The sequence below is a fragment of the Pseudomonas fluorescens genome, from assembly GCF_902497625.1.
Classification (GTDB): domain Bacteria; phylum Pseudomonadota; class Gammaproteobacteria; order Pseudomonadales; family Pseudomonadaceae; genus Aquipseudomonas; species Aquipseudomonas fluorescens_BQ.
The window spans coordinates 1-21,777 of sequence record NZ_CABVGX010000001.1 but is presented as its reverse complement, the minus strand read 5'-3'; the positions used below and the strand labels follow the sequence as shown (position 1 = coordinate 21,777).

The 21,777-nt window shown below is 58.1% G+C and carries 29 protein-coding genes and 1 pseudogene; 20 read left to right on the top strand and 10 right to left on the bottom strand.

The annotated features are described in order from the left end of the window. The first annotated feature begins 76 nt into the window (after nt 1-76). The gene (locus tag F8N12_RS00145; protein ID WP_224787640.1) at nt 77-1,126 is read left to right on the top strand and encodes an ABC transporter substrate-binding protein; all 1,050 of its coding nucleotides are present in this window, start codon (nt 77-79) and stop codon (nt 1,124-1,126) included. Here F8N12_RS00145 and F8N12_RS00140 read toward each other — a convergent pair. After that, nucleotides 1,123-1,335, bottom strand: coding sequence for a hypothetical protein (locus F8N12_RS00140; protein WP_150578569.1), 213 nt, complete (start codon nt 1,333-1,335; stop codon nt 1,123-1,125). The two genes, F8N12_RS00145 and F8N12_RS00140, sit on opposite strands and share 4 nt — an antisense overlap. A gap of 98 nt (nt 1,336-1,433) precedes the next feature. Further along, nucleotides 1,434-1,907: a hypothetical protein gene (locus tag F8N12_RS00135; RefSeq protein WP_150578568.1), complete on the bottom strand. Its 474-nt coding sequence runs from the start codon at nt 1,905-1,907 to the stop codon at nt 1,434-1,436. A gap of 81 nt (nt 1,908-1,988) precedes the next feature. Between F8N12_RS00135 and F8N12_RS00130 the strand changes: the two genes are divergently transcribed. The 11 genes from F8N12_RS00130 (at nt 1,989) to F8N12_RS00085 (ending at nt 8,405) form a co-directional block, all read left to right on the top strand. After that, a complete protein-coding gene (locus F8N12_RS00130; RefSeq protein ID WP_150578567.1) occupies nt 1,989-2,276 on the top strand; it encodes a hypothetical protein in 288 nt (95 codons plus the stop codon). A gap of 41 nt (nt 2,277-2,317) precedes the next feature. Continuing rightward, entirely contained in the window at nt 2,318-2,629 is a 312-nt protein-coding gene (locus tag F8N12_RS00125) for a hypothetical protein (protein WP_150578566.1), read from the top strand. After that, on the top strand, nt 2,626-2,937 hold the full coding sequence (locus F8N12_RS00120) for a DUF4406 domain-containing protein (protein WP_150578565.1): 312 nt from the start codon (nt 2,626-2,628) through the stop codon (nt 2,935-2,937). The genes F8N12_RS00125 and F8N12_RS00120 overlap by 4 nt, the downstream gene beginning before the upstream one ends. Further along, nucleotides 2,934-3,641, top strand: coding sequence for a hypothetical protein (locus F8N12_RS27725; protein ID WP_224787639.1), 708 nt, complete (start codon nt 2,934-2,936; stop codon nt 3,639-3,641). Before F8N12_RS00120 ends, F8N12_RS27725 begins: the two co-directional genes overlap by 4 nt. Nucleotides 3,642-3,760: 119 nt before the next feature. Further along, entirely contained in the window at nt 3,761-4,150 is a 390-nt protein-coding gene (locus tag F8N12_RS00110; protein ID WP_150578564.1) for a hypothetical protein, read from the top strand. A gap of 85 nt (nt 4,151-4,235) precedes the next feature. After that, nucleotides 4,236-4,622 (top strand): ead/Ea22-like family protein, encoded by a 387-nt coding sequence (locus F8N12_RS00105; RefSeq protein ID WP_150578563.1) that lies wholly within the window; start codon nt 4,236-4,238, stop codon nt 4,620-4,622. Next, complete coding sequence (locus F8N12_RS27555) at nt 4,619-4,795, top strand: hypothetical protein (protein WP_191623080.1); 177 nt, start codon at nt 4,619-4,621, stop codon at nt 4,793-4,795. Before F8N12_RS00105 ends, F8N12_RS27555 begins: the two co-directional genes overlap by 4 nt. A gap of 49 nt (nt 4,796-4,844) precedes the next feature. After that, nucleotides 4,845-5,156: a hypothetical protein gene (locus F8N12_RS27720; protein WP_224787638.1), complete on the top strand. Its 312-nt coding sequence runs from the start codon at nt 4,845-4,847 to the stop codon at nt 5,154-5,156. A gap of 39 nt (nt 5,157-5,195) precedes the next feature. After that, the gene (locus F8N12_RS27715; RefSeq protein WP_224787637.1) at nt 5,196-5,597 is read left to right on the top strand and encodes a hypothetical protein; all 402 of its coding nucleotides are present in this window, start codon (nt 5,196-5,198) and stop codon (nt 5,595-5,597) included. Further along, entirely contained in the window at nt 5,483-6,664 is a 1,182-nt protein-coding gene (locus F8N12_RS00090; protein ID WP_224787649.1) for a tyrosine-type recombinase/integrase, read from the top strand. The genes F8N12_RS27715 and F8N12_RS00090 overlap by 115 nt, the downstream gene beginning before the upstream one ends. Before the next feature lie 286 nt (nt 6,665-6,950). After that, entirely contained in the window at nt 6,951-8,405 is a 1,455-nt protein-coding gene (locus F8N12_RS00085) for a tyrosine-type recombinase/integrase (protein ID WP_150578560.1), read from the top strand. 8 nt (nt 8,406-8,413) lie between these two features. Here the strand turns inward: F8N12_RS00085 and F8N12_RS00080 are convergent, their stop codons facing one another. Beyond that, nucleotides 8,414-8,809, bottom strand: a complete 396-nt coding sequence (locus F8N12_RS00080; protein WP_050587208.1) for a cupin domain-containing protein — start codon at nt 8,807-8,809, stop codon at nt 8,414-8,416. 129 nt (nt 8,810-8,938) lie between these two features. On the opposite strand from F8N12_RS00080, the gene F8N12_RS00075 reads away from it, so the two are divergent. After that, on the top strand, nt 8,939-9,526 hold the full coding sequence (locus tag F8N12_RS00075) for a TetR/AcrR family transcriptional regulator (RefSeq protein WP_077748055.1): 588 nt from the start codon (nt 8,939-8,941) through the stop codon (nt 9,524-9,526). Here F8N12_RS00075 and F8N12_RS00070 read toward each other — a convergent pair. Continuing rightward, nucleotides 9,523-10,098 (bottom strand): TetR/AcrR family transcriptional regulator, encoded by a 576-nt coding sequence (locus F8N12_RS00070; RefSeq protein ID WP_032902049.1) that lies wholly within the window; start codon nt 10,096-10,098, stop codon nt 9,523-9,525. The two genes, F8N12_RS00075 and F8N12_RS00070, sit on opposite strands and share 4 nt — an antisense overlap. Nucleotides 10,099-10,266: 168 nt before the next feature. Here F8N12_RS00070 and F8N12_RS00065 point away from each other — a divergent pair, with 168 nt between their 5' ends. Genes F8N12_RS00065 through F8N12_RS00035 form a run of 7 tightly spaced genes read left to right on the top strand, consistent with a single transcriptional unit; the run spans nt 10,267 to nt 17,535 of the window. Then, on the top strand, nt 10,267-11,064 hold the full coding sequence (locus F8N12_RS00065; RefSeq protein ID WP_032902051.1) for a crotonase/enoyl-CoA hydratase family protein: 798 nt from the start codon (nt 10,267-10,269) through the stop codon (nt 11,062-11,064). Nucleotides 11,065-11,085: 21 nt separating this feature from the next. Next, entirely contained in the window at nt 11,086-12,861 is a 1,776-nt protein-coding gene (locus tag F8N12_RS00060; RefSeq protein ID WP_050587209.1) for an acyl-CoA dehydrogenase family protein, read from the top strand. Nucleotides 12,862-12,873: 12 nt separating this feature from the next. Continuing rightward, nucleotides 12,874-14,565: an AMP-binding protein gene (locus F8N12_RS00055; RefSeq protein WP_032902052.1), complete on the top strand. Its 1,692-nt coding sequence runs from the start codon at nt 12,874-12,876 to the stop codon at nt 14,563-14,565. Beyond that, nucleotides 14,562-15,482, top strand: a complete 921-nt coding sequence (locus F8N12_RS00050; RefSeq protein ID WP_032902053.1) for an alpha/beta fold hydrolase — start codon at nt 14,562-14,564, stop codon at nt 15,480-15,482. The genes F8N12_RS00055 and F8N12_RS00050 overlap by 4 nt, the downstream gene beginning before the upstream one ends. Then, nucleotides 15,482-16,216, top strand: a complete 735-nt coding sequence (locus tag F8N12_RS00045) for a nitroreductase family protein (protein ID WP_032902085.1) — start codon at nt 15,482-15,484, stop codon at nt 16,214-16,216. The genes F8N12_RS00050 and F8N12_RS00045 overlap by 1 nt, the downstream gene beginning before the upstream one ends. 37 nt (nt 16,217-16,253) lie before the next feature. Next, nucleotides 16,254-17,087: an enoyl-CoA hydratase/isomerase family protein gene (locus tag F8N12_RS00040; protein WP_150578559.1), complete on the top strand. Its 834-nt coding sequence runs from the start codon at nt 16,254-16,256 to the stop codon at nt 17,085-17,087. Between the two features lie 10 nt (nt 17,088-17,097). Continuing rightward, on the top strand, nt 17,098-17,535 hold the full coding sequence (locus tag F8N12_RS00035; protein WP_032902057.1) for a hypothetical protein: 438 nt from the start codon (nt 17,098-17,100) through the stop codon (nt 17,533-17,535). 347 nt (nt 17,536-17,882) lie between these two features. Here the strand turns inward: F8N12_RS00035 and F8N12_RS00030 are convergent. The 6 genes and pseudogenes from F8N12_RS00030 to F8N12_RS00005 all read right to left on the bottom strand — a co-directional run. Then, nucleotides 17,883-18,047, bottom strand: a pseudogene (locus tag F8N12_RS00030) (PfkB family carbohydrate kinase); the annotation flags it as partial. 108 nt (nt 18,048-18,155) lie between these two features. After that, nucleotides 18,156-19,124 carry an LLM class oxidoreductase gene (locus tag F8N12_RS00025; protein ID WP_044275553.1) on the bottom strand — a complete coding sequence of 323 codons (969 nt, stop codon included), beginning with the start codon at nt 19,122-19,124 and terminating at the stop codon, nt 18,156-18,158. Between the two features lie 64 nt (nt 19,125-19,188). Then, the gene (locus F8N12_RS00020) at nt 19,189-19,494 is read right to left on the bottom strand and encodes an ArsR/SmtB family transcription factor (protein ID WP_017735055.1); all 306 of its coding nucleotides are present in this window, start codon (nt 19,492-19,494) and stop codon (nt 19,189-19,191) included. A 106-nt stretch (nt 19,495-19,600) separates the two neighbouring features. Continuing rightward, nucleotides 19,601-20,725 (bottom strand): alkene reductase, encoded by a 1,125-nt coding sequence (locus tag F8N12_RS00015; protein ID WP_032902060.1) that lies wholly within the window; start codon nt 20,723-20,725, stop codon nt 19,601-19,603. 166 nt (nt 20,726-20,891) lie between these two features. Continuing rightward, on the bottom strand, nt 20,892-21,194 hold the full coding sequence (locus F8N12_RS00010; RefSeq protein WP_150578558.1) for a putative quinol monooxygenase: 303 nt from the start codon (nt 21,192-21,194) through the stop codon (nt 20,892-20,894). A 181-nt stretch (nt 21,195-21,375) separates the two neighbouring features. After that, the coding region (locus F8N12_RS00005) for a zinc-binding dehydrogenase (RefSeq protein ID WP_150578557.1) at nt 21,376-21,777 on the bottom strand (402 nt) is incomplete at its 5' end.

Below are 21,777 nucleotides of genomic sequence, written 5' to 3'. Positions count from 1 at the left end.
GGCACCCGGCTCTTTTTTACTGCCCTCCACTAACAACTACGTCTCGCGCGATGCGGACTTCACTAAAGGCGGCATTATGAAAAAACTACTCGTGGGTACATTGCTGGCGGCCAGCTGCGTGGCCAGTCTGCTGGCTCAAGCCCAGGACCCGGTGCGCATCGGTTTTATCACCACCCTCTCGACGCCCGCCGGTTATCTGGGCGAAGACTCACGCGATGGCTTCCAGCTGGCCATCGATCAGGAGGACGGCAAGCTCGGCGGTGTGCCCGTCAGCCTGCTGGTCGAGGACGATGGGCTGCAACCGGCCCGCGCCAAGCAGATCATCGACCGCATGAGCCTGGACGGTATTTCGCTGTACACCGGGGTGATCTTTTCCAATGTGCTGGCGGCGGTGGTCAACACTGCGACCAAGGACGGCTTCTACATCAGCAACAACACCGGCCCGTCGAGCCTGGCCGGCAAACAGTGCAAACCCAACTACTTCGTCGCCTCGTACCAGAACGACACGATCCATGAAATGGCCGGTGTCGCGGCCAACGACCTGGGCTACAAAAAGATGGTCATCCTCGCCCCCAACTACCAGGGCGGACGCGATGCGCTGGAAGGCTTCAAGCGCACGTACAAAGGTGAGGTCACCGAGATCTACACCAAGCTCAACCAGCTGGATTTCTCGGTCGAACTGGCCCGGGTACGTTCGCTGGCGCCGGATGCGATTTTCGAGTTCCATCCCGGCGGAGCAGGCATCAACTTCGCCAAGCAATACGGCAGCTCGGGCTTGAGCAAAACCATTCCGATGGTGGTGCCTGTGTTCTCCATGGACGAACGCATGCTCGCCGCCACCGGCGATGTCGCCAAAGGCATGAACATCGTGACCTTGTGGAACCCTGGATCGAACAACCCGGCCAACCAGGCGTTCGTCAAAGCCTTCAGCGAAAAATACAACCGCGTGCCAACGGTGTATGCCGCTCAGACCTATGACACGGCGCGTCTGATTGGTGCAGCACTGAAGAGTGTGGGCGGCAACATGAAAGATCCTGAAGCCTTTCGAAACGCTATGCGTAACGTCAAGTTCGACTCGATCCGTGCCGATTACCATAAAAGTGGCAAGACTGACTACCTAGCCTAAGCCAAAGCTGTCTTCGCCCCGGCGTGGAACTCGTCCAGAGCCTCGATCGAATTGGTCACGTGTGGATGTTCCACCCACCGATAAATTGCGTTACCCAGAAGGCCTGCCTTAGCACGATTCAGAATCGCGTCGGTGTCAACGCCTGCCTTTAGCGCCTCAGCCATGAAAGCGATGCATGCCTGCCTGTAAGCAATTTCTTCATTTGTCATTTTGAGCTCCTTGATCCGGCTCCATGCCGGTGACTCGTAATACCCCAACCCAAACCAAATTGCCACCACCGCTCACGAATGGCGGGCCTGATTCACGATCAAAACCAACCAAGGCAGTTACGCCTGGATAGCTCGATCAACGAAGCCTGGAGCTTTTCAGCCTTTGTGCGCGCCTCCCTTACGTATTCATGCGCATCATGCGTCGATGAGTCTTCAATAAGAGAGAAGAGTTTTTTTTGCAATCCTGTCCAGCGCTTCGAGGTTTCGTCGAACTCTTCTTCAGTAAAAAGCATTTCCAACATAATGATGTCTGTCGCGAGCTTGTACCTGGCCATGGGCCAGTTGGCATCCAGCTCTTGCTTTTCATGCTTAGTAAGGCCGTGAATTTGGTGCTCACCATTAACTTCACTATCTAGAAAACGGTGGATTAGATCTGTTTTTTCAAGAGCCGAGCCGATCCTCTCATAGCGCTCAGTCCATAGTTTCTCTCGTTTTGTTCTTACGATTGCAAAGTAAGCGCCGACTGCTGCGCCAGCGATCGCCAATATAAGCGGCACCCAAAAAGTAACCATTCAGCATACGTCCTCGAAAATATTATTCGACGAACAAATACCCCACTTCAACGAATCACGCCAGCCGGCGAGGATCCCGTCATGCCTACAGAAAAAGCATCACGCCCGCGCGACGAGCGCTTGGTCACCGTTCCGATGTGGATCATCGAAGCCGTGCGCGCAGAGGTCCGGCTTGAGATTCACGTCTGGTCGGAGATGGCGCGACACGTTGAAGAATCGCTGGCCCGCGGCGAGCAGGTGCTTCCCTGTGACGTGAAGCTGCCGCCGGCCACGGTTTTCCTCAAAGGCACCAAGGTCAGCACGCTGATGCTTGGCATCCAGCAGCGACTCGACTTCCCGGCGCACGCTCGAACATTCGAAAACCTCTGACCCACTCCACCGCCCGGGCATGACCCGGCATAGGACGCCCCATGCCCACAGAAAAACGAATCCTGAAGAAAACAAAGGCCCAGCTGTTCGTCGACGCCATGATCCGGTGCCGCGGCATCGAGTTCGCCAAGCTGGGCATGATGGTTGAGGTGGATGGAGACCTCGGGACGATTGTCGGGATGAACGGCTCCGCCAATCTCGACGTTCAGTTTGCCAACCAGTTGCAGTACGGGAAGCACACGCACAACTGCCATCCAACCTGGAACGTGAAGTACTTCGATGCCGCTGGCAAAATCATCGCTCAGTTTGATGATTGCAAATGCGTGTTCAGGCCAGCTGCGGAGGCCGCATGAAGCGCATCTACCTCAGCGGGCCAATGACCGGCCTGCCCGGCCTTAACTTCCCAGCTTTCGCCGCAATGACCGCCAACCTGCGCGCAGACGGCCACACCGTCACCAACCCCGCCGAGCTGAACCCGGACGGCGGTTCGTGGAACGACTGCATGCGCCGCGATATTGCCGCCCTGATGAACTGCGACACCGTGGCCACGCTCCCGGGCTGGGAGCATTCAAAGGGCGCCCGCCTCGAAGTGCTGATCGCTGAACGCCTCGGCATGACAGTTGTGAATGCCCATGATCTGGTATCGATGGAGATTGCATGATGAACAATCAGTGGAAGCTGGTGCCGGTCGAGCCAACCGAAACCATGGTGATCAACGGTTTTGAATCGGAGCCGGATGCGTGCTTTACCGATGAGGAAGTGTGGGAACAGTACCAAGAGATGAGCGGCTGCCAGCAAGCGGCGTTCCGCGCGAAACTCTGCTGGGCTGCAATGATCGGCGCGGCGCCTGCAGCGCCGGAAGAGCATACGCAGCCTGTGATGAAGCTGGAAGCTGAAAAGCTTTGGGGTGGGCAGGGCGAGTACGCACTGTCCTTCGTCCGCGCCGGATGGCTGGATGAATGTCGGGCGAGCGGCGGCGAATTCTTGCTCTACACCCATCCTGATGCGGGCAAGGTTGCGAGACTCACCGCCGAGCGTGATGCCCTGCAGCTGCGCCTGAACGCAGCGGATCAGCGGATTGATGAGCTGTCGCAAGACAAGGCCCGTCTCGATGCCCTCGAATCTAATTGCTGGGATGTTCGCTTCGACAGCAGCCCCAACGGAGATGCCGGCGACAGCAACATCAACATCGAGATAGTCGGCCACTGGATGGATAAGCCGACTGAGCGTGTGATCGGTGAGGACTACAGGGAGAACCTTCGCGCCGCCATTGACCAGGCGATGACAGCTCCGGCTTACCCACCGGCCCGACCAGGGTACCCGGAGCTGGATGAAATGCTTGAGCGCGAACATCAGATCCAGTAGGAGCACATCTGTACTCTTCCACAGAAAATCTTCACTCCCCCCAGATAATCCTGATTCCCGCCCCTCCCCCTCACTTTTCATTAACTCAAAGTTAGCCGCTATAGCGGCAAAGGATTCCCATGTCTGAAGAAATGCACAGGCCATGGTTTGGCGATGGGCTTCCGCCTCCTGGAACCATTTGCGAAATAGCTGCCAGCACCCAGTATCTGATTAACCGTTACCCAGAAGGCGCCAAAGTGAAGGTCTACTCGAACTTCACGGATGACCGCGGTATTGAGCTGGCCGCATTTATTGATGCTGCTGGCCAAGTGGGTGGCGTGGCAATCGCCAAATGCTTTCGGCCCACGAAGGAGCAGATCGCCGAGGCAGAACGCGACCGGGCAATCAGTGAATTGAAGAAGGTATTCGATTCACGCTCGCATGAACTAATGCCAACGTCCAACAAATACCTCGACACCTTGTTCGGCGCGATACATGACGCCGGCTACCGCAAGCAGGTGACGCCATGATGCTCAAAGCCGCAGCCATGAGCGCCTGCCTCTGGGGCGCTCTCTTCCTCTCTGTTGCAGCGGTGTACTCATGAGCGACCATTTATTGCTGAAGCAGATGGCTGAGTTAGCGACACCAGGGCCGTGGGAAGTCGCGAACAAACGCTACGGTGGCGTCATCCGTGGCGGGCCCTTGCAGGACTTTATCAACGGCAGCGCGCAGAGCCAGATCGTGATGTGCTGTGGCGCGGAATGGATGGAGCCTGGCCAGCTCGAGAGGAATGCCGAATTTATCGCCGCCGCGAATCCTGCGGTTGTCCTCGATTTGATTGCCGAAAACGAGGCGCTGCGCAGCCTGGCCGTGATGGTCGCGAAGAAACTTCGGAGCGCCGAAATCTGCAACCCTCGCGCAGTGGAATTCCTTTTGAATGAAGCCCGCGAAGCCGTTGCTCACTATCTGCCAAAGGGCTGGCCCCTGGAGCTGAACCCATGAACCTCGTCGACTGCTACGTCACCGCCGTACTCAGCAAGCCCTATCGCAAGTTCGGCAATTGGTGGGTCGACGTCTCGTACGAAAGCTGGGGCGCTCCCGGCAAGACTCAGCTGATGTTCTCCACCGAAGCCGGCGCCGCGCTGGTTTCTGTCGGCTACCAGTTCCAAGCCTAACCCCTCTTCCACCACCAGCCTGCCGGTGAACGGCGGGCGGAGCTATGCCATGAACAAAACTGACGCAAAGCGCATCGCAGAAACCATAACCACTGATCAGCTGGAGACCATGTTCGAGGGTGCAAAAGCCGGGATCACCAACTGGGAGCAAGTCAGTGCCGTAAATCCCGGGATGACCAAAGGTACGGCGTGGAACATTTTGAGCTCCGGGCTCAAGTCAGTCGGCGGTCCTCGCGCAAGAGCACTCGCCATAACCAACATGATTTGGGAGTTTGGTGACTTCCTCGACGACTCATTAAAGCCAGCCAAGAAGAAACTCCAGCCATCCCCGCCGCCATACCACCAGCAGCCGAATTTCTAACAACCACCTTCTGCCGCCACGCGCGGCATGGAGTACCCCATGTCAAATCGAAGCGCGGCCCAGGTCGCGCCCATCCTCCCGCGCTTCATTCGCGCCGGCGAAGCCTATGGCTACCTCGGCATGTGCCGGGATGAATTCAACAAGACAGTCAGACCAAATGTTCGGGAATTCCCGATCGGGAAACAGGGCATCGGCTTCGACCGGATCGAGCTGGACCAGTGGGCAGACGCCTATGTCGAGTCCATGGCAATTGAAAAAGCGGCCAATCAGGACAACAATCAGCCCCGCAGTGGGCGCCAAGGAGTCAATAAATGGCGCGAAAAACAATCTCCGGCCTCTACGAGAGGAACGGGATTTGGCACATCGACAAAGTCGTCCGAGGTCAGCGACTTCAAGAAAGCACTGGATCAAGCGAGAGGGAAGAAGCCGAGCAGTACTTGATCCACCGTCTGGAAAAGCTCAGGCAGGAGAAAGTCTACGGAGTGCGCCAGGTTCGCACCTGGCGCGAGGCAGCGACTCGGTTCTTGGTGGAATTCAAGGATCAGGCATCTATCAGCTTGTCCGCATCGCACATTGAACAGCTGGACCCGTATATCGGTGATCTGCCGATAACTCATATAGACGACGGGACCTTGGCTGCATTTAAGCGAGACCGGCAGCAACCTACAACGACAAAGAGCGGGAAGGTGAAGCCAGGCGTATCGAACCGGACGGTAAACATCGCCTTGCAGCGTGTCGTTCGGATCTTGAACCTGTGCCACAGGAAGTGGCGAGATGCAGAGAAGCGGCCGTGGCTGGATAGCGTGCCGATGATCTCGATGCTGGAGGAAAGGAAGTCGAGCAGAAAGCCCTACCCAATGTCGTGGGCAGAGCAGTCGACGCTGTTCTCTGAGATCCCTGATCACCTTTTGAGGATGTCGCTTTACAAGGTGAATACAGGTTCGCGGGAACAGGAAGTTTGCAAGCTGCAATGGGATTGGGAGATCCGGGTTCCGGAGCTGGAAGCGAGTGTGTTCCTGATTCCCGCTGACTTCGGCGGGAGGAATGAAAAGTCCGGCGTGAAGAATGGTGACGAGAGGCTGGTGGTGCTGAACAAGGTGGCGATGTCGGTCATCGACGGACAGCGCGGTCTGCATCCGACCTACGTCTTCCCGTACGGGCAGACGGACGAGCGCGGACCAACCGCGATGCACCGGATGAATGACACAGCGTGGAAGAAGGCCAGGGTGAGAGCGGCGGCGAAATGGGAAGCGGAACACAAATCACCGGCTCACCCCGGATTCAGATCGATCAGAGTTCACGACCTTAAGCACACCTTTGGCAGAAGGCTTCGTGCGGCGGGCGTGACACTGGAAGATCGGAAGGCGCTCTTGGGGCACAAGAATGGTAGCGTTACGAGCCACTATTCTACAGCAGAGCTCGAGCAGCTGATTACAGAGGCGAACAAAGTGTCAGCAACCGATTCTCGCGGACCGGCACTGACCATCCTGAGGAGGAAAACTGCATGAACCCCCGCAAAAGTCCCTACGCATGAAAAAGGCCAATGCGCGAACATTGGCCTAAGTCATTGAAAAATATGGTCGGGACGGAGTGATTCGAACACTCGACCCCTAGCACCCCATTCAGTTATGCATTATGCATCCCTGGTTCGCGCTGCGCCCCTATAGAATCCTCAAACCCAGTAAAACAAGGCCTTTGAGCGCTTCACTCTTCCAACGACCTCTATCCTGATCTACCCTTAGCTGACGAATTAGTGGGAGTAAATGTGGGAGTAAACTTATCAGGAGGTTGATTATGGCCAAGCTCACTGCCAAGGAATTGGAAGCACTGACCGAGCAGGATGTCGGCATCATCATACGCGACGAAGGCAGCCTCGCGGGCAGGGTTTCACTCCGCAAAAAAGGTATCGCCATCCCCTTTTACTTCCAGTTTCGCTGGGAAAGGATTTACACCCGCTTCTCGTGTGGTACCTGGCCAAACAAGTCGTTGACCGAAATCCGCAAGGAGCGCAACGAAGCACGAGACCTTTTAGCAAAAGGGATCAATCCTAATGAGAACAAGCGCGCAGGGAAGGTCAGACTGAAAGCGGAGCTGGCTGCACAACTCGCAGAAGCCGATCAGCAAAAATCTATGGAGCTAACGCTGCTAGACCTAGCGGGAGAATGGCTTCGCGATGGTGTGGCACGAAAGGATGGTAATGCCGAGCTACGGAGAAAATTCGCGAAAGATCTTTACCCCGCCGTTGGCTCAAAAGTCATCAGTACAGTCAGTGAGCATGACCTGCGGGGTCTGGTGCGTTCCGTCATGGCTCGCGGCGCTACTCGCCAAGCCATTAGTCTTTTTTCGGATATCGTTCAGATGTTTGGATGGGCCCAGAAACGACAGCCATGGCGAACACTGCTGATCGACGGAAATCCAGCAGACTTGGTCGAAATCGATAAGCTTGTACCCAGTGACTACCAAGAGGAACGTACTCGGACCCTCTCCTCCACCGAACTTCAAGAATTACACCAACGCTTTCAGAAAATGACTACCGACTATGCAGCGCTACCTGCCGGCGAGAAGTACGGTGGAATTCGCCCCCTGAAACCAGAGTCCCAACTTGCGCTTTGGATCTGTTTGGGAACGTTATGCCGGATCGGTGAACTGCTTCAGGCCGAATGGAAGAATGTCGATCTGGAGAACCATACCTGGTTCATCCCGAGCGGGAACGTCAAAGGCAGCCGGCGCAAAAAACAAGACCATTATGTTTTCCTCTCACCCTTTGCCCTGCACTTCTTTCAGGAACTCAAGACCATGACGGGCGATACTCAATGGTGCTTTCCGAACAAGCAGGATGATGGGCATGTGGACGTGAAAGTGGTGAGTAAGCAGGTGGGTGACCGCCAGGCCCGATTCAAAAACCGCAAAGCCCTCTCCAGACGTCGCCATGACGATACACTGGTGCTTGCCGACGGCCAGAATGGCGACTGGACACCGCATGACCTACGCCGCACAGGCGCGACCATGATGCAGGCCTTGGGGGTCAGCCTGGACGTCATTGATCGATGTCAGAACCATGTGCTTGCCGGCTCCCGGGTGAGGCGACACTATCTGCATCACGATTATGCCGAAGAGAAGAAACGCGCCTGGAATCTGTTGGGTGATCGACTCGGTGCCGTGTTGTCCTCAACCTACGAACACCCACCGACCGAGTCGATGATGTCTTTTCCAGCGTACGCGGCTACAGAGACATGGTCACCTTCATAGGTCTACCGTTAATCAGCGATTCCACTGGTAACCACGGTGAATTTCCGGCTGAACTCGAAGACCTCGCAGACCCCCGTGTGCCCAGCCGGAATCGATACGGCATCCCCCGCAACCATTTCGAACCTCTCACCAGTGTCCATAGTGATTGCGATACGACCTTCGATCAGCACAAAAGCCTCATCGTTTTCGAAGCGCCAATGAAACTTCGCAGGACGAGAGGTGAAGAACGCCACGGACTTGTGCGGGGTTTTCACGCCAACGGTTCGCAAGAGCTTCATCCGAGTGTCCGGATTGCCCTCGATCACATCATTGCCCAGCGGGTACTCAAGCCATCCATCGGGAGTGTCCAACGATGCCAGAACTACAGAATCGATCGGATTGGGGAGCTTAGGACGAGCAGTCATCTTTTCGGTGCCTCGTAGCGGAATAGGTGGATGTACGACTATGACAAGTGGCATAGTCGAGCCTGAGGCTACACCATAATATGACAGATGGCATAATTTATTAAGATGACTACTTCCACTCGTGACCGAATGATCGTCGGCGCTGCGGATCTACTGCGCCGCAAGGGGATGACTGCAACCAGCATGCGCGAGGTCGTGCGCCACTCGAACACGCCACGCGGCTCCATCACCCACCACTTCCCTGGCGGTAAGCGCCAACTGCTCGAAGCAGCCGTGGAGCACGCCGGCCGGGAAGTCAGCGAGCCGCTGGCACAGCTGCTGAGCAAACATGGCCCTGTGAAAGGCATGGAGCTCTTCGTTGCCTTGTGGCGAAAAACGCTTGAAGAGACAGCCTTCCAAGCCGGCTGTGCAGTGCTGGCCGTGGCGGTTGAGCAGTACTCTTCCGACCAGCGCGGCGAGCCTGAACCGGAGCTCGAAGCTCAGATCCAGCTGCAGTTACTGGATCAAGCCAACGCTATCTTTGGTGAGTGGCAGGAGATTGTCGGCCGGTCGCTGCAGGAGGCCGGAGTGACCGACGTTCGCTCACGCAGCCTGGCGCTGCTGGCCATTGCCTCTATCGAGGGCTCTGTTGCCCTGTGCCGAGCCGCGCGCAGCGCGGCACCGCTCGACCTTATCTGGCAGGAAGTGAAACGGAGTTTTGCACGGGAACTGGCCTAGCCACCAGCACCCGCGGGCTCCAGCTGCCGCAGTCCACGCTCAGTGACCGCATCTATGTATCTCGGATCGCCATAGATACGAGCCAGCAGAATAGCCCCTTCGAAATCAGCCACCAGCTGTCGCGCCAGATTCTGCGCGTCCTCCTGGCTGTGCCCGACGCTGTAGAGCTTGAAGAATGCGGCGGCCCAGTCATCCATGAAGTGCCGAATCGGCTTCATGAGATCGACCTTCCCATAAGCGGCATCGACTGCCACAACACCCATCAAGCATCCAATCGAGTCGTCCTGGAAGAGTTTCTTTGCCTTGCGCCCCATGCTTGTGAGTCGCTCCTGAGGAGTCAGGCTTTCATCGAAAGCGATGGAGAACAGCGATTGCTTCAAGCGCCCATGGGTCCACTCCAGCACATCCCTCAGAAGCGACTCCTTGTTGGGATAGTGATGGTAGAAGGACGCCTTGGTCAGCCCGCAAGCAACCGACAAGGCATCCATGGTGGTGCCGTGGTAGCCGAGACGCTTAAAAGTGTTGGCGCAGCGCTGCAGCAGTTCATCGCGGGATACTTTCAATGGGCGCACGGGGTAAACCTGCTCTCGATAATCCTCGCTGATTCTACGTCATAAGCCTTGCTGCAACAATTTGACGGTTACCGAATGTTTGTTTAGTTTCAGCTAACCGAACATTCGGTAAGTATCTTCAGCTTGGAAAAAACCAGGCAGCCCCTCATAAAGTCAGGAGAAGCTCTCATGAGCGAAGCAAACAGCGGTCCGGGTCGCGTCACTCGAGAGCAGCGTGGTCATCTGTTCCTTATCGGCCTCGACCGGGCCGGCAAACGCAATGCTTTCGACAGCGCCATGCTCAATGACTTGGCCCTGGCCATGGGTGAATTCGAGCGCAACGATGAAATGCGCTGCGCCGTCGTGTTCGCCCACGGCGACCATTTCACGGCAGGCCTTGATCTAATGGAGCTGACGCCGAAGCTGGCTTCGGGCGGCTTCAAGTACCCGGACGAGGGTATCGACCCGTGGGGTGTCTCGAAGCCGCGCCGCACCAAACCAGTGGTCCTCGCCGTGCAAGGCACCTGCTGGACCGCGGGCATCGAGCTGGTGCTCAACGCCGACATCGCAATCGCCGCCAGCAACACCCGCTTCGCTCACCTGGAAGTACTGCGCGGCATTCCGCCATCTGGCGGTTCCACCGTGCGCTTTACCCAAGCTGCCGGCTGGACCGATGCCATGCGCTACATGCTGACCGGTGAAGAGTTCGGTGCTGACGATGCTCTGCGTATGCGTCTGCTGACAGAGGTCGTTGAGTCCGGCCAAGAGCTGGTGCGCGCCATCGAGTACGCCGAGCGCATCGCCAAAGCCGCACCGCTGGCCATCAAGGCCACCCTGCAGTCTGCCTTCCAGGCGCGCGACGAGGGTGACGATGCTGCGCTCTCCAAGCTCAACGAACTGCTGTTCACGCTGATCAAGAGCGAAGACGTGCGTGAAGGCGTCATGGCGATGATGCAGAAGCGCGAACCGGTGTTCAAAGGTCGTTAACCAATAAGGCAGGGGCAAGAGATGCTGCAGTACCAAGCACCACTGGAGGAGTTCAACTTCCTCGCTCACAAGGTTCTTCGACTTTCAGAGCTGTTGCCTCTGCTGCCAGAGCACCACCATATCGACGCCGACCTGTTCAGGGCCACTCTGGAGGTCGGTGCCGAGCTCACCCAAGAGCAACTGCTGCCCTTGAACGGCAGCGGCGATGCCGAGGGTTGCAGGCTTGAACAGGGTGGGGTCAAAACCCCACAGGGCTTCAAGTCAGCTTACCGCCTGTTTCAGGAGAACGGCTGGCCTGCTCTGACGGTCCCACTGTCCATTGGGGGGCAAGGTTTCCCAGGAACGGCAGGTGTCTTTTTTGACGAGATGCTCGCCTCCACCAACCTGTCTTTCAGCATTTTCGCCAACGTGCGCGAAGGTGTTCTCCGTTGTGTCGACCGATTCGGCGATGAGCGGGTTCGATCCCTGTTTTCCGACAAGCTAGCCAGTGGCGAATGGCTTGGCACCATGTGCCTTACCGAGCCTCAGGCTGGCAGCGATCTTGGTTTGATTCGCACGACTGCAGTCACACAGTCGGACGGCTCCTACCTCCTGAGTGGAACCAAGATATTCATCTCGAACGGCGATCACGACCTGACCGAGAACATCGTTCACCTGGTGCTCGCCAGAACGGAAGGGGCCCCGGCAGGTACTGGCGGCCTCAGCCTATTCGTCGTGCCGAAATACCAATTGGAGGTTCCTGCCTCAGCCAACGGGGTGTCGGTCATCGCGCTTGAGCACAAGCATGGCATTCGTGCCAACGCCACATGCGCCCTGGCATTCGAGAATGCCAGGGGCTACCGCGTCGGCGAATTGAACCGTGGCCTTGCCTGCATGTTCCTGCTGATGAACAGCGCACGGCTCGCCGTCGGTGTCCAAACCGTAGGTTTGACCGAGGTCGCTTACCAGAACGCGCTGCGCTACACCCAGGAGCGCTTGCAAGGCCGCGCGCTGAATGGTGCCACGCACCCCGATCAACCCGCTGACCCTCTGTTAAGTCATATTGGCGTCAAGTCGAGCCTTGTTCAGCAGCGGCTGTTTATTGAGCCAGCACGCTTGCTCTGCGCCTGGGTCGGCACCCTGCTTGATGAAGCGCGTTGCCACCCGGATGACGCGCGACGTAAGCAGGCCTCACAGCTGGCAGAGTTGTTGACCCCCATCGTCAAGGGCTACCTGTCTCAGCACGCGGGTACACATATCTCGTCCGCTCTCCAGCTGTTCGGTGGGCACGGTTACATCGTCGAAACCGGCATGGAGCAGCTGCTGCGCGATGCGGCCATCTGTCCGATCTATGAAGGCACAAACTACATCCAGTCTCTGGACTTGCTGGGGCGCAAGACCCTGAGCGATCAGGGACAGCGCTTGGGGATCTTCCTCAGCCACATCCCCGCGCTAGCCGAGCGTCTGCGCCAGCGTCCAGGACTGGAAGGGGTCGTCACGACCTTGGCGTCATGGGGGGCCGAGTTCGAACCATTGGTTCAGCAACTATCGGTCGATACGGTTTTCAACCGGGACGTTGTGGGTTTGGTTGCGCCGGACTTCCTTGAACTGCTGGGTACCGTTGTTTTTGGCTATTTGTGGGCATGGATCGCGGATGCCGCCGCGCCGTCAACTTCTGATGAAAAATTCCTCAGAAGCAAACCTGCCCTGGCCCGTCTGTATTTTTCCGAAGCCGAAGTACGTGTTCCTTCACTTATCGAAAAGCTGAAGCGCAATGCATCGCGTCTTGGGCTGCTCGAACAGATCCAACTCTGCTAGGGCGGACCACAGATGAATCGTTCAAATAAAAAAGATAATGAGAAACTGAAGTTAGTCAGTACCCGGCAGAGTGGCAGCGAGCTTGCTGACCTTGGGGTTTGCACCATAGAAGAGCTGCTGCAGCGTAGCGCTATGAAAACGCCTAAAGCCCCGGCCGTGTCGGCAATGGGTGCCAACATAAGCTACGAGCGATTACAGAATCTGAGTGCTGCGGTAGCGACCTGGTTGATCAACCAGGGGCTGCAACCGGGAGCTCGGGTTGCAGTCGCTTTGCCGAACATGCTCGCCCATCCGGTGGCGTGCCTGGGAATAATCCGGGCGGGTTTGATCGCCGTCTGTGTGAACCCTTTGTATACGCCGCAGGAGCTGGCGCAGGTTTTCAAGGACAGTGAAGTCAAAGCTGTATTTCTCTTCGAACCCATGGGCCAGGGTGTCCAGCAGGCCATGCTCAAGGCCGGTGTAAGTATTGCTGTGCAAGTCGCCCCAGGTGATCAACTAGGCTGGCGACGGACATTGGTTAATTGGGTAGCTCATCGACGCTTGGGTAGTAAGTTCACCCGCATAGAAGGAGCCGTCGACTGGCGCAAGGTCGTAGCGACTCGTGCGACCAAACTAAGTCAACGCGCGCCCATTACAGCCGAGCAGACGGCCTTCATAATCTATAGCGGTGGCACTACAGGGCAGCCCAAAGGAGTGCCCATCAGTCATCGGGCTTTGCTGTTCAACGTTGGCCAACAGCATTCGGCTCTGCGTCCGCATCTTTTAGGCAGGGCCGAGCCGGATTACGTGTTGCTGCTCGCGGTGCCGCTCTACCACATTCTCGGCCTGGGCAATCTGCTCTTCACCCTGACCAAAGGCGGTAAAGCGGTATTGGTGATGAATCCACGCGATACCACGGCGTTTGTCAAAGAGTGGTCCCGGCACCGCATAAGCAGTTTCCCCGGCGTCAACACCCTCTACAACTCGCTCCTGGAGAACGAAGAATTTCACTCGCAGGACTTCACGGACCTCGCTCTCTGCCTCGGTGCGGGCATGCCGGTCAGCGAGTCCACGGCCAAGTTCTGGCACCGGATCACTGGCTGCCATATCACCGAAGCCTACGGTATGACTGAAACCGGACTGATTTCCTGCAACCCGGCCGGACGCTCCCGCCCCGGCTCGGTAGGTTTGCCAGTAGCGGGAATTGAAATTTCCCTACGAAGCGAGAATGACGACGAGGTCACCGTCGGTGCCGGCGAGATATGTGTGCGCAGCCCCGCCATCATGGCCGGTTACTGGCGACGGCCCGAAGAAAACGCGTCTGCATTCACCAGCGATGGCTTCTTCCGCACGGGGGACATCGGTCTCTTCGACCCGGACGGCTATCTGCGCCTGGTCGACCGCAAAAAGGAAATGATCATTTCCTCGGGATTCAAAGTCTTCCCTTCGGAGATCGAGCGAGTTCTGAATGCTCACCCCGGGGTGATGGAGTCGGCGGTCGTGCCGGCTCCTGACGAGAAGGCCGGAGAAATACCCATCGCCTACGTCGTTCGTCGCCAACCCTATCTGGATGAGGCCCACGTGATCGCACACTGCGAAAAGTATCTAGTCAGCTACAAGCGTCCCCGCCGCATCATCTTCCGAGACGACTTGCCCAAGAGCAATGTGGGCAAGATTCTCCGAAAAGAACTGGTTGGCGCAGAACAGCAGGAGTGCTCTGAATGACTCTGCCTAATTCAGCCGCCACCTTCTCGGTGATTGATCAACTGACGCTAGTGGCCGACGACGGCTACCGCCTCGCCGCCACCCGCTATTCAGCACAGGGCAATCTGAAGGGCAACCTGATCATGGCCGGTGCGACCGGTGTGCAACAGCGTTTCTACCGCCGCTTCGCCGAGCATGCCAGTAAACAAGGCTTCAACGTCCTGACTGTCGATTACCGAGGTATCGGAGAGTCCAGGCCCACATCCCTGAAAGGTTTCGAGATGTCCTACCTGGACTGGGGCTTTCGCGATCTGGCAGCAGCCGTTGAGCACATGGACGATGGCAGGACTCCGCTGTTCTGGGTCGGCCACTCCTTTGGTGGGCATGCTCTGGGCTTGCTGCCCAATCATCACAAGATCACTTCTGCCTATTGCTTCGGTACTGGCGCCGGATGGGCCGGGTGGATGCCCAGGCTTGAAGCCTTCAAGGTTCGCCTGCTGTGGTCTTGTGTTCTGCCGCTGATCGTCGCGTACAAGGGCTACATGGCCTGGAGCATGCTGGGGATGGGCGATGACCTGCCGCTGGGTGTCTACAAAGACTGGCGGCGCTGGTGTGCCCACCCCCATTACTTCTTCGACGATCCCTCAATGGCTCCGGTCGCCAGCCTTTATGCAGAAGTCCGCATGCCCTGCGTCTTCGCCAATGCGGTGGATGACCCATGGGCGCCTCCTGCCTCGCGAGACGCCTTCCTCAAGGGTTATCGCAATGCTCCGTTGCTGACGCGTGATCTCCATCCCGAGACGAAAAAGCACCCCATCGGTCACATGGGGTATTTCCGGGCTTCAGCTACGGATGCCTGGGACGAGGTGCTCAACTGGTTTGCGGCGCAGAGCAACAGTACAACGACGCAAAGTCGCGCTGGCACGGGATGCCGCTGATGAGCACCACCGCGCCACGCACAGAGTTTTCTGCATCCGCCAAGGTATTCCGCTCACTGGTCGAAAGTCGGCGCGCAGTGCGACGTTTCACGGCCGAAGCGGTGCCCAAGGCGGTTATCCAGGAGTGCCTGGAGCTGGCAATGCTGGCACCTAGCTCATGCAATCTGCAGCCTTGGTCTTTTCATGTCGTACGCAATCCCGATCTCCTGCAACAACTGCAGCCTGTGTGTTTGGGCCAGAGCGCTGCGAAAGCACCGCTGATCATTGCCGTGTTCGCACATTCGAACACCTGGGAACAGGCATGTGCCGATGTACTCAGGCTTTGGCCAGAACCCGCTGTGCCCAAGGCGATTGAGCATTTCTACAAGAACAGCGCCCCATTCCAGTACAACCAGGGCTGGTTGGGTTGGCGCGGTTTGCTCAAACGACAGATGGTCAGGCTGATGGGCTTCAGGCGCCCCGTCATGCGCACGCCCAATAGCCTGGAACAGATGCGACTCTGGGCCGTGAAGTCGACAGCGCTGGCGGCGCAGAACCTGATGCTGGCGTTCCAGAGCCACGGCTACAGCACCTGCCCCATGGAGGGCTTCGATGAGAAGCGTCTGAAGCAGGTGCTGCCCGTTCCGAAAGGCGCAATCCCAGTCATGCTGCTGGCGGTCGGGATGCCGGGAGAACGCGCGGTCTACAACCCACGGTTGCGCTTCCCGCTCAATCAGCGCGTGGCGTGGCATTGATCATCCGCACAGAACAATAACAAGAGGGCTAGCTGCTATGGCTTTTACCCAAATCGACTACGAGACACACGGCCCTATCAGGGTCATCCGTTTCAATCGCCCAGACAAGCGCAACTGCATTGGGCCAACCACCCACTTGGAGCTGGTGGAGGCCTGGACACGTTTCCGGGATGACCAGAGTGCTCTGGTTGCGATCATCACTGGTGCCGGCGACAAAGCTTTCTGTACCGGTGGAGACCTTGAGGCAGGATTTGACCTGGTGCCTTCCACCGCGGACGAGATTGCTGCGCACGACCGCGGCGAGCGCCCGGGTATTCTCGGACCCAGCCGTTGGACGGACATCTACAAGCCCGTGATCGCTGCTGTGAATGGCGCTGCCTACGCCGGCGGCCTGGAATGGGCCTGCTTCGCAGACATGCGCATCGCCGAGGAGCACGCCTCCTTCGGTGTGACCTGTCGCCGCTGGAACATTGGCCTGGCCGATGGCGGCAGCCAACGCCTGCCGCGCATCGTGGGGTTGGGCAGGGCAATGGAGCTGATCCTGACAGGCAAGGTCATCTCGGCCTCTGAAGCCCTCACCATCGGCTTGGCCAATGAAGTGGTCCCCAAAGGGCGCTCACTGGAGCGTGCGATGGAACTGGCCAAATTCCTCTGTGCCCTCCCTCAACCCGCCATGTGCGCGGACAAGGAGGCCGCGATCCGCGGCTATGGTCAACCCCTGGCTGAGGGCTTGCGCATCGAGGCGGAGTGCTTCAACCGTTCCATCCATCAACCCGAGACCCGCGAGGGGCTGCGTCGCTTTCTTGAGCGCGATCATCCCGACAGACGCTCCGATGCACCAACTAAGACGCCAGGTTTGATCAGGGACTGAGGAGAACACCATGCGATTTAACCTTTTGCTTCAACTACATCTTTTCGCCGTGGCCTTCTGGCTGGGCGTCGTAGCGGTCGAGTACCTGCTTGAACGCACCCGAGCACAGAGTCGGAGTCAGGGCTTCACAGTCGCCAGGCTGCACAGCCAGATCGATCTGTTCTTCGAGATGCCCGCCTTCAGCGTGGTGCTGGTGACCGGATTGCTGCTCATCGAGCCTGCGCGCTTCGACGGCATTTATGCCCTAAAAGTTGTGGCAGGAGGCATCGCTGTTCTCGGCAATGCACTGTGCCTTGTGCCCGTACTGAAGCGACGTGCATCCGCAGAGACAGACGACCTCGCCGATGTCATTTATCAGTCCAAGCTGATCGACCGGATCTCCTTGCTGGCCATCCCGGCTGGGCTAATGGCACTCGCCTGCGGTGTCTATTTGATGGTACTTCGCTGACCCTTTGATAGGTCACGTGGGCTGCGGAGGGTTGGTCACCGACCTCTGATAGACGAGTGACATCTGCACCAGCAGAGCCATGATGGGCTATTCGCGCGTCGGTTCCCAATTGCTATTACGTACTTTACGCACCTGGTCATTCGAGGGTTTTGCCGACGCCGGTTCGACCGGTTTACTATTGTTCGGGTTGCTTCGCAATCGCGGTATGAGGGTGCTTCTTTCGGGATGAATGGGTCAGGCAGTTGCCCGATCCGGTTGATTATCAGTGCCGTTGCGTAGCATCGCCTACCAGCTTCACCGCGACGTTACCTGAGCCATTCCGGCCGGAGTCAAACGGCTACATGTTGTCAATCCGGCATCACCTCCCTTGCAATCAATGCCCCCGGATACTGAATCACCCGCCCGGCCAGCCTATGGCCTTCGGCAGCTGCATGTTGTGGAGTGCCGCCGTCCAGCCTGCTGGCGAGATAACCCGCGTTGAACGAATCGCCAGCGGCCGTGGTATCAACCAAGCTCAGTCACACGAGCAGAGAACCCCTGCTGGTCCTTGTTAAGCAATACTGCCTTGAAACTCATGAGCAATCCCCACGGATAATGATTTGATGCCTCACCACGCCGGCTTATGCTGACATGACGAAGTCAGGTAGAACGAACTGACCGAGTTCCTCAATGACCTCACCTGCGGGGCGTTGGCCGTATTTCAAATTGATGATCACATGGTTAACGCCGATCTCCTGCAAGCTGTGCAGCAGCGGGATCAGGTGATGTCGCCCCAGTTGATAGCCCAGGTGGATCGGCCGAGGTGGTGTCTGCGGGTTATCTGTCAGGTCGATGTATAGCGACTGGGTGAAGGGTTTGAACAGTTCACCACATTCGGCACGAACCGCCTTGCGCCAGTCCTCGACAATCAGCTGCTGAGTCTTCGGTGCACGCGGATAGCTGATCCAGCCATGACTGCAGCGGGCGATCCACTCCAGCGTCTGGCGGCTATGGCCGGTGACGAAGAAAGGAATTTCCGCCGTCGTCGGCTTGGGAATCAGATCGGCCCCCTCAAGCGTGCCGCCGGACCAGGTCAAAGGCACGAAACTGCTGCGCTGAACCTCGCGAAATACCTTGAGGTATTCGCGGAACAGGCTGTCGCGTTGCTCCGGGTCGACACCGAATGCCGGAAACTCTACTGGACGGTCACCGGAAGCCACGCCGAGTAACAGGCGGCCACCGCTGAGCTGATCGACACTAGTTGCGGCCTTGGCGGTGTGTAGGGGATTGCGGATTGGCAGGATGACCGACGCGGTGCCCAGCGCAATCGAGCGAGTGTGTGCCGCCATAAAACCCAGGTAGACCCAGGGATCGAAGACCTGGCCCGAATCACCGAAGCTGGGGTCGCGTAACGGCACGTCGCGAAACCAGAGGGCAGAGAAACCCAGCTTCTCGGCGCGTTGGGCCAGGTTCACTTGGTCGAGCATACTCGGCGTATCGCCGGTAAAGGCTTCGAGGGGGAAGAAAAGACCTAGGCTCAGGCGGCCTTGGCGGTAGGTGTGCTGAAAGCCAGGTTGTTGCTGATAGGGAATGGAATTCGGAGTTAACATCTTCTCTCCTACATATTTCAAAATATAGATTTTGAAGGGCTGAAAAAACGCCTGCGAGCAGGCATCAAATCAGCGCTTTCAAGGCCACCTGGAACGCCGCGATGTTCTGCTCATGGCGTTTGTAATAAGTCCAGGGACCGATGCGTTGTGAGGTCACCAGTTGCGCCCGCTGCAAGGCAGCGAGATACAGCGAGACGGTCGACTGCGACAGGCCTACCCGATCCTGGATGATGCTCACGCAGACACCGACCTGCTCAGGATCCACCTCCTGCTCGGGGAAATGATGACGCGGATCCTTCAGCCAACTGAGGATGTTCAGGCGTGTTGGGTTGTCTAGCGCCTTCAGCGCTTCGCTTACGTCGATACTCATAGGTCACGCACGATAACTATTTTTTGCTATATTACGATATGCCCGCTCAACCGACAATGCGCCGGCCCCCGAACCGTATCGCTCGGGGGCCGGCACCTCGAGCGGACTATCCGCCATAGGTCGGATAGTCGGTGTAGCCGACAGCGGTTCCGCCGTACATGCTGGCCGGATCGACCGGGTTCAGCGGCCAGCCATTGGCAATCCGCTTGGGCAGGTCCGGGTTGGCGATGAACGGACGGCCGAAGGCGACCAGATCGCCCCAGCCCGCCTCGAGCACACGCTTGCCTCGCTCGGCGGTGTATTTGCCGGCATAGAGGATGCGCCCGCTGAAGACCTCGCGCACCGCGCTGCGGAAGCTTTCCGGCAGCTCCGGTGCGTTTTCCCAATCCGCCTCGGCCAGCGACAGGTAAGCGATGCCGACTTCTTCCAGCACCTTGACCGCTTCGACATAGGTCTCGTGTGGGTTTTCTTCGACCAGGCCGAGATATACGCGGGCCTCGTCGGTGCTGGCGAACAACGGGGCGAAACGCACGCCGAGCCGGTCTTTACCGACCACCGCGGCCACCGCCTGGGTCACCTCACGGAGGAAGCGCAGGCGATTTTGCAACGAGCTGCCGTACTCGTCGTCGCGCTGATTGCTGTGCGCGGAAATGAACTGGTTGATCAGATAACCGTTGGCGGAGTGGATTTCCACGCCGTCGAAACCGGCGTCGAGGGCGTTGCGAGCGGCCTGTGCATAGAGCTGTACCAGCTCCTTGACCTCGGCGGTGGTCAGTGCACGTGGCATCGAAGGCGGCGCCAGGGCGCCGGTGCCGGGACCTGTCTCGATGAATACGCTGACGCCCTCGGCCGGGATCGCCGATGGCGCCACCGGGGCTTCGCCATTGGGTTGCAACGAGGTGTGCGAGACCCGGCCGACATGCCAGAGCTGAGCGAAGATGGTGCCGCCCTCGGCGTGTACCGCATCGGTCACTTTGCGCCAGCCGAGGATCTGTTCGGCACTGTGGATGCCCGGGGTCCAGGCGTAGCCCTGGCCGCGCGGCTCGATCTGGGTGCCCTCGGTGACCATGAAGCCGGCACCGGTACGCTGGCGGTAGTAGGTCGCCATCAGGTCATTGGGAATGTTGCCTGGCTGCGAGCTACGCGAACGGGTCAGCGGCGGCAGGACGATGCGGTTTTTCAGGCTGTAGGGGCCCAGCGTGGTGCTTTCGAAAAGAATGGAATCTTTCATGTGTAACTACCTATATATTTGCGTTTGTAGATAAATAGATGCTAGTGCCTGGACAGGCACCTCTCGAGCGCTCCGTTTAGAACAGGCCGGTGGACGTCCAAGCCCAGTCGCGTCCCTGCCGCCGCAAAGCGGCAGGGACGCGACTGGAGCGCCTTGTTGGGTTTGCTTAGCCGGGTAGCTTGGCCGCCAGGACGTCAACCTTCTCGATTGACGGCGGTTTGGCAAACAGCTCGGCAGCCTTTGCCATAAGCGCCGCTGCGACCTTGCCCGAAAGATGAGCCTGCCGACCTGCTTCATCCGGGAAGGCGTCAAAGATGCCAAAGGTGGACGGCCCCAAGCGGATTCCGAACCACGCCGTAGTGGCTGGCTCTTCCTCCACTATTGGAAGGCCATTCAAGAGAAAGTTCTCTACCTCTTTCTCTTTCCCAGGCTTTGCTTCCAGACGAACGAACAACGCTACTTTGACCATGACGTACCTCCTGTTGTTACGACGACATCACCATGCGTGACGTATTCCAGTAAGCCCAACGCGATATTCGCCGATTTGCCGCCCAGCTCCAGCGTGGCGGGGATGAAGGGGCAGCGTCGAGTCATTTCCGCAGTCGCGGGAAAGGCGACTCTGCCCTCTCCTGGTCTTTCACGAACTGCCTCTACCGAGATACCGTGACGACGATCTTGCCGAACTGCTGGTTCGATTCCATGTAACGGTGCGCTTCGACGATCTGCTCGAAGGGGAAGGTCTTGGCAATGATCGGCTTCAGCTGTCCGGCCTCGAGGCCGCGCGTGATAAAGGCTTGCGCAGGCGCCAAGCGTTGCGGATCACCGGTCAGTTCGAACAGCGTGTAGCCGCGCACGCTCAGGGCCTTGTTCATCGCTACCAAGGCCGGGAACGGCGTCTCCTGACCGCTGAGATTGCCATAGATGAAAAGCAGGCCCTGCTGACTCATCGCTTGCGCCAGTGTTTCGACTTGCGGCCCCGCGACCGGGTCGAAGGCGATGCGCGCGCCGCGGCCGTCGGTGATCCGCATTACCTCCGCGACCAGGTCCTGCTC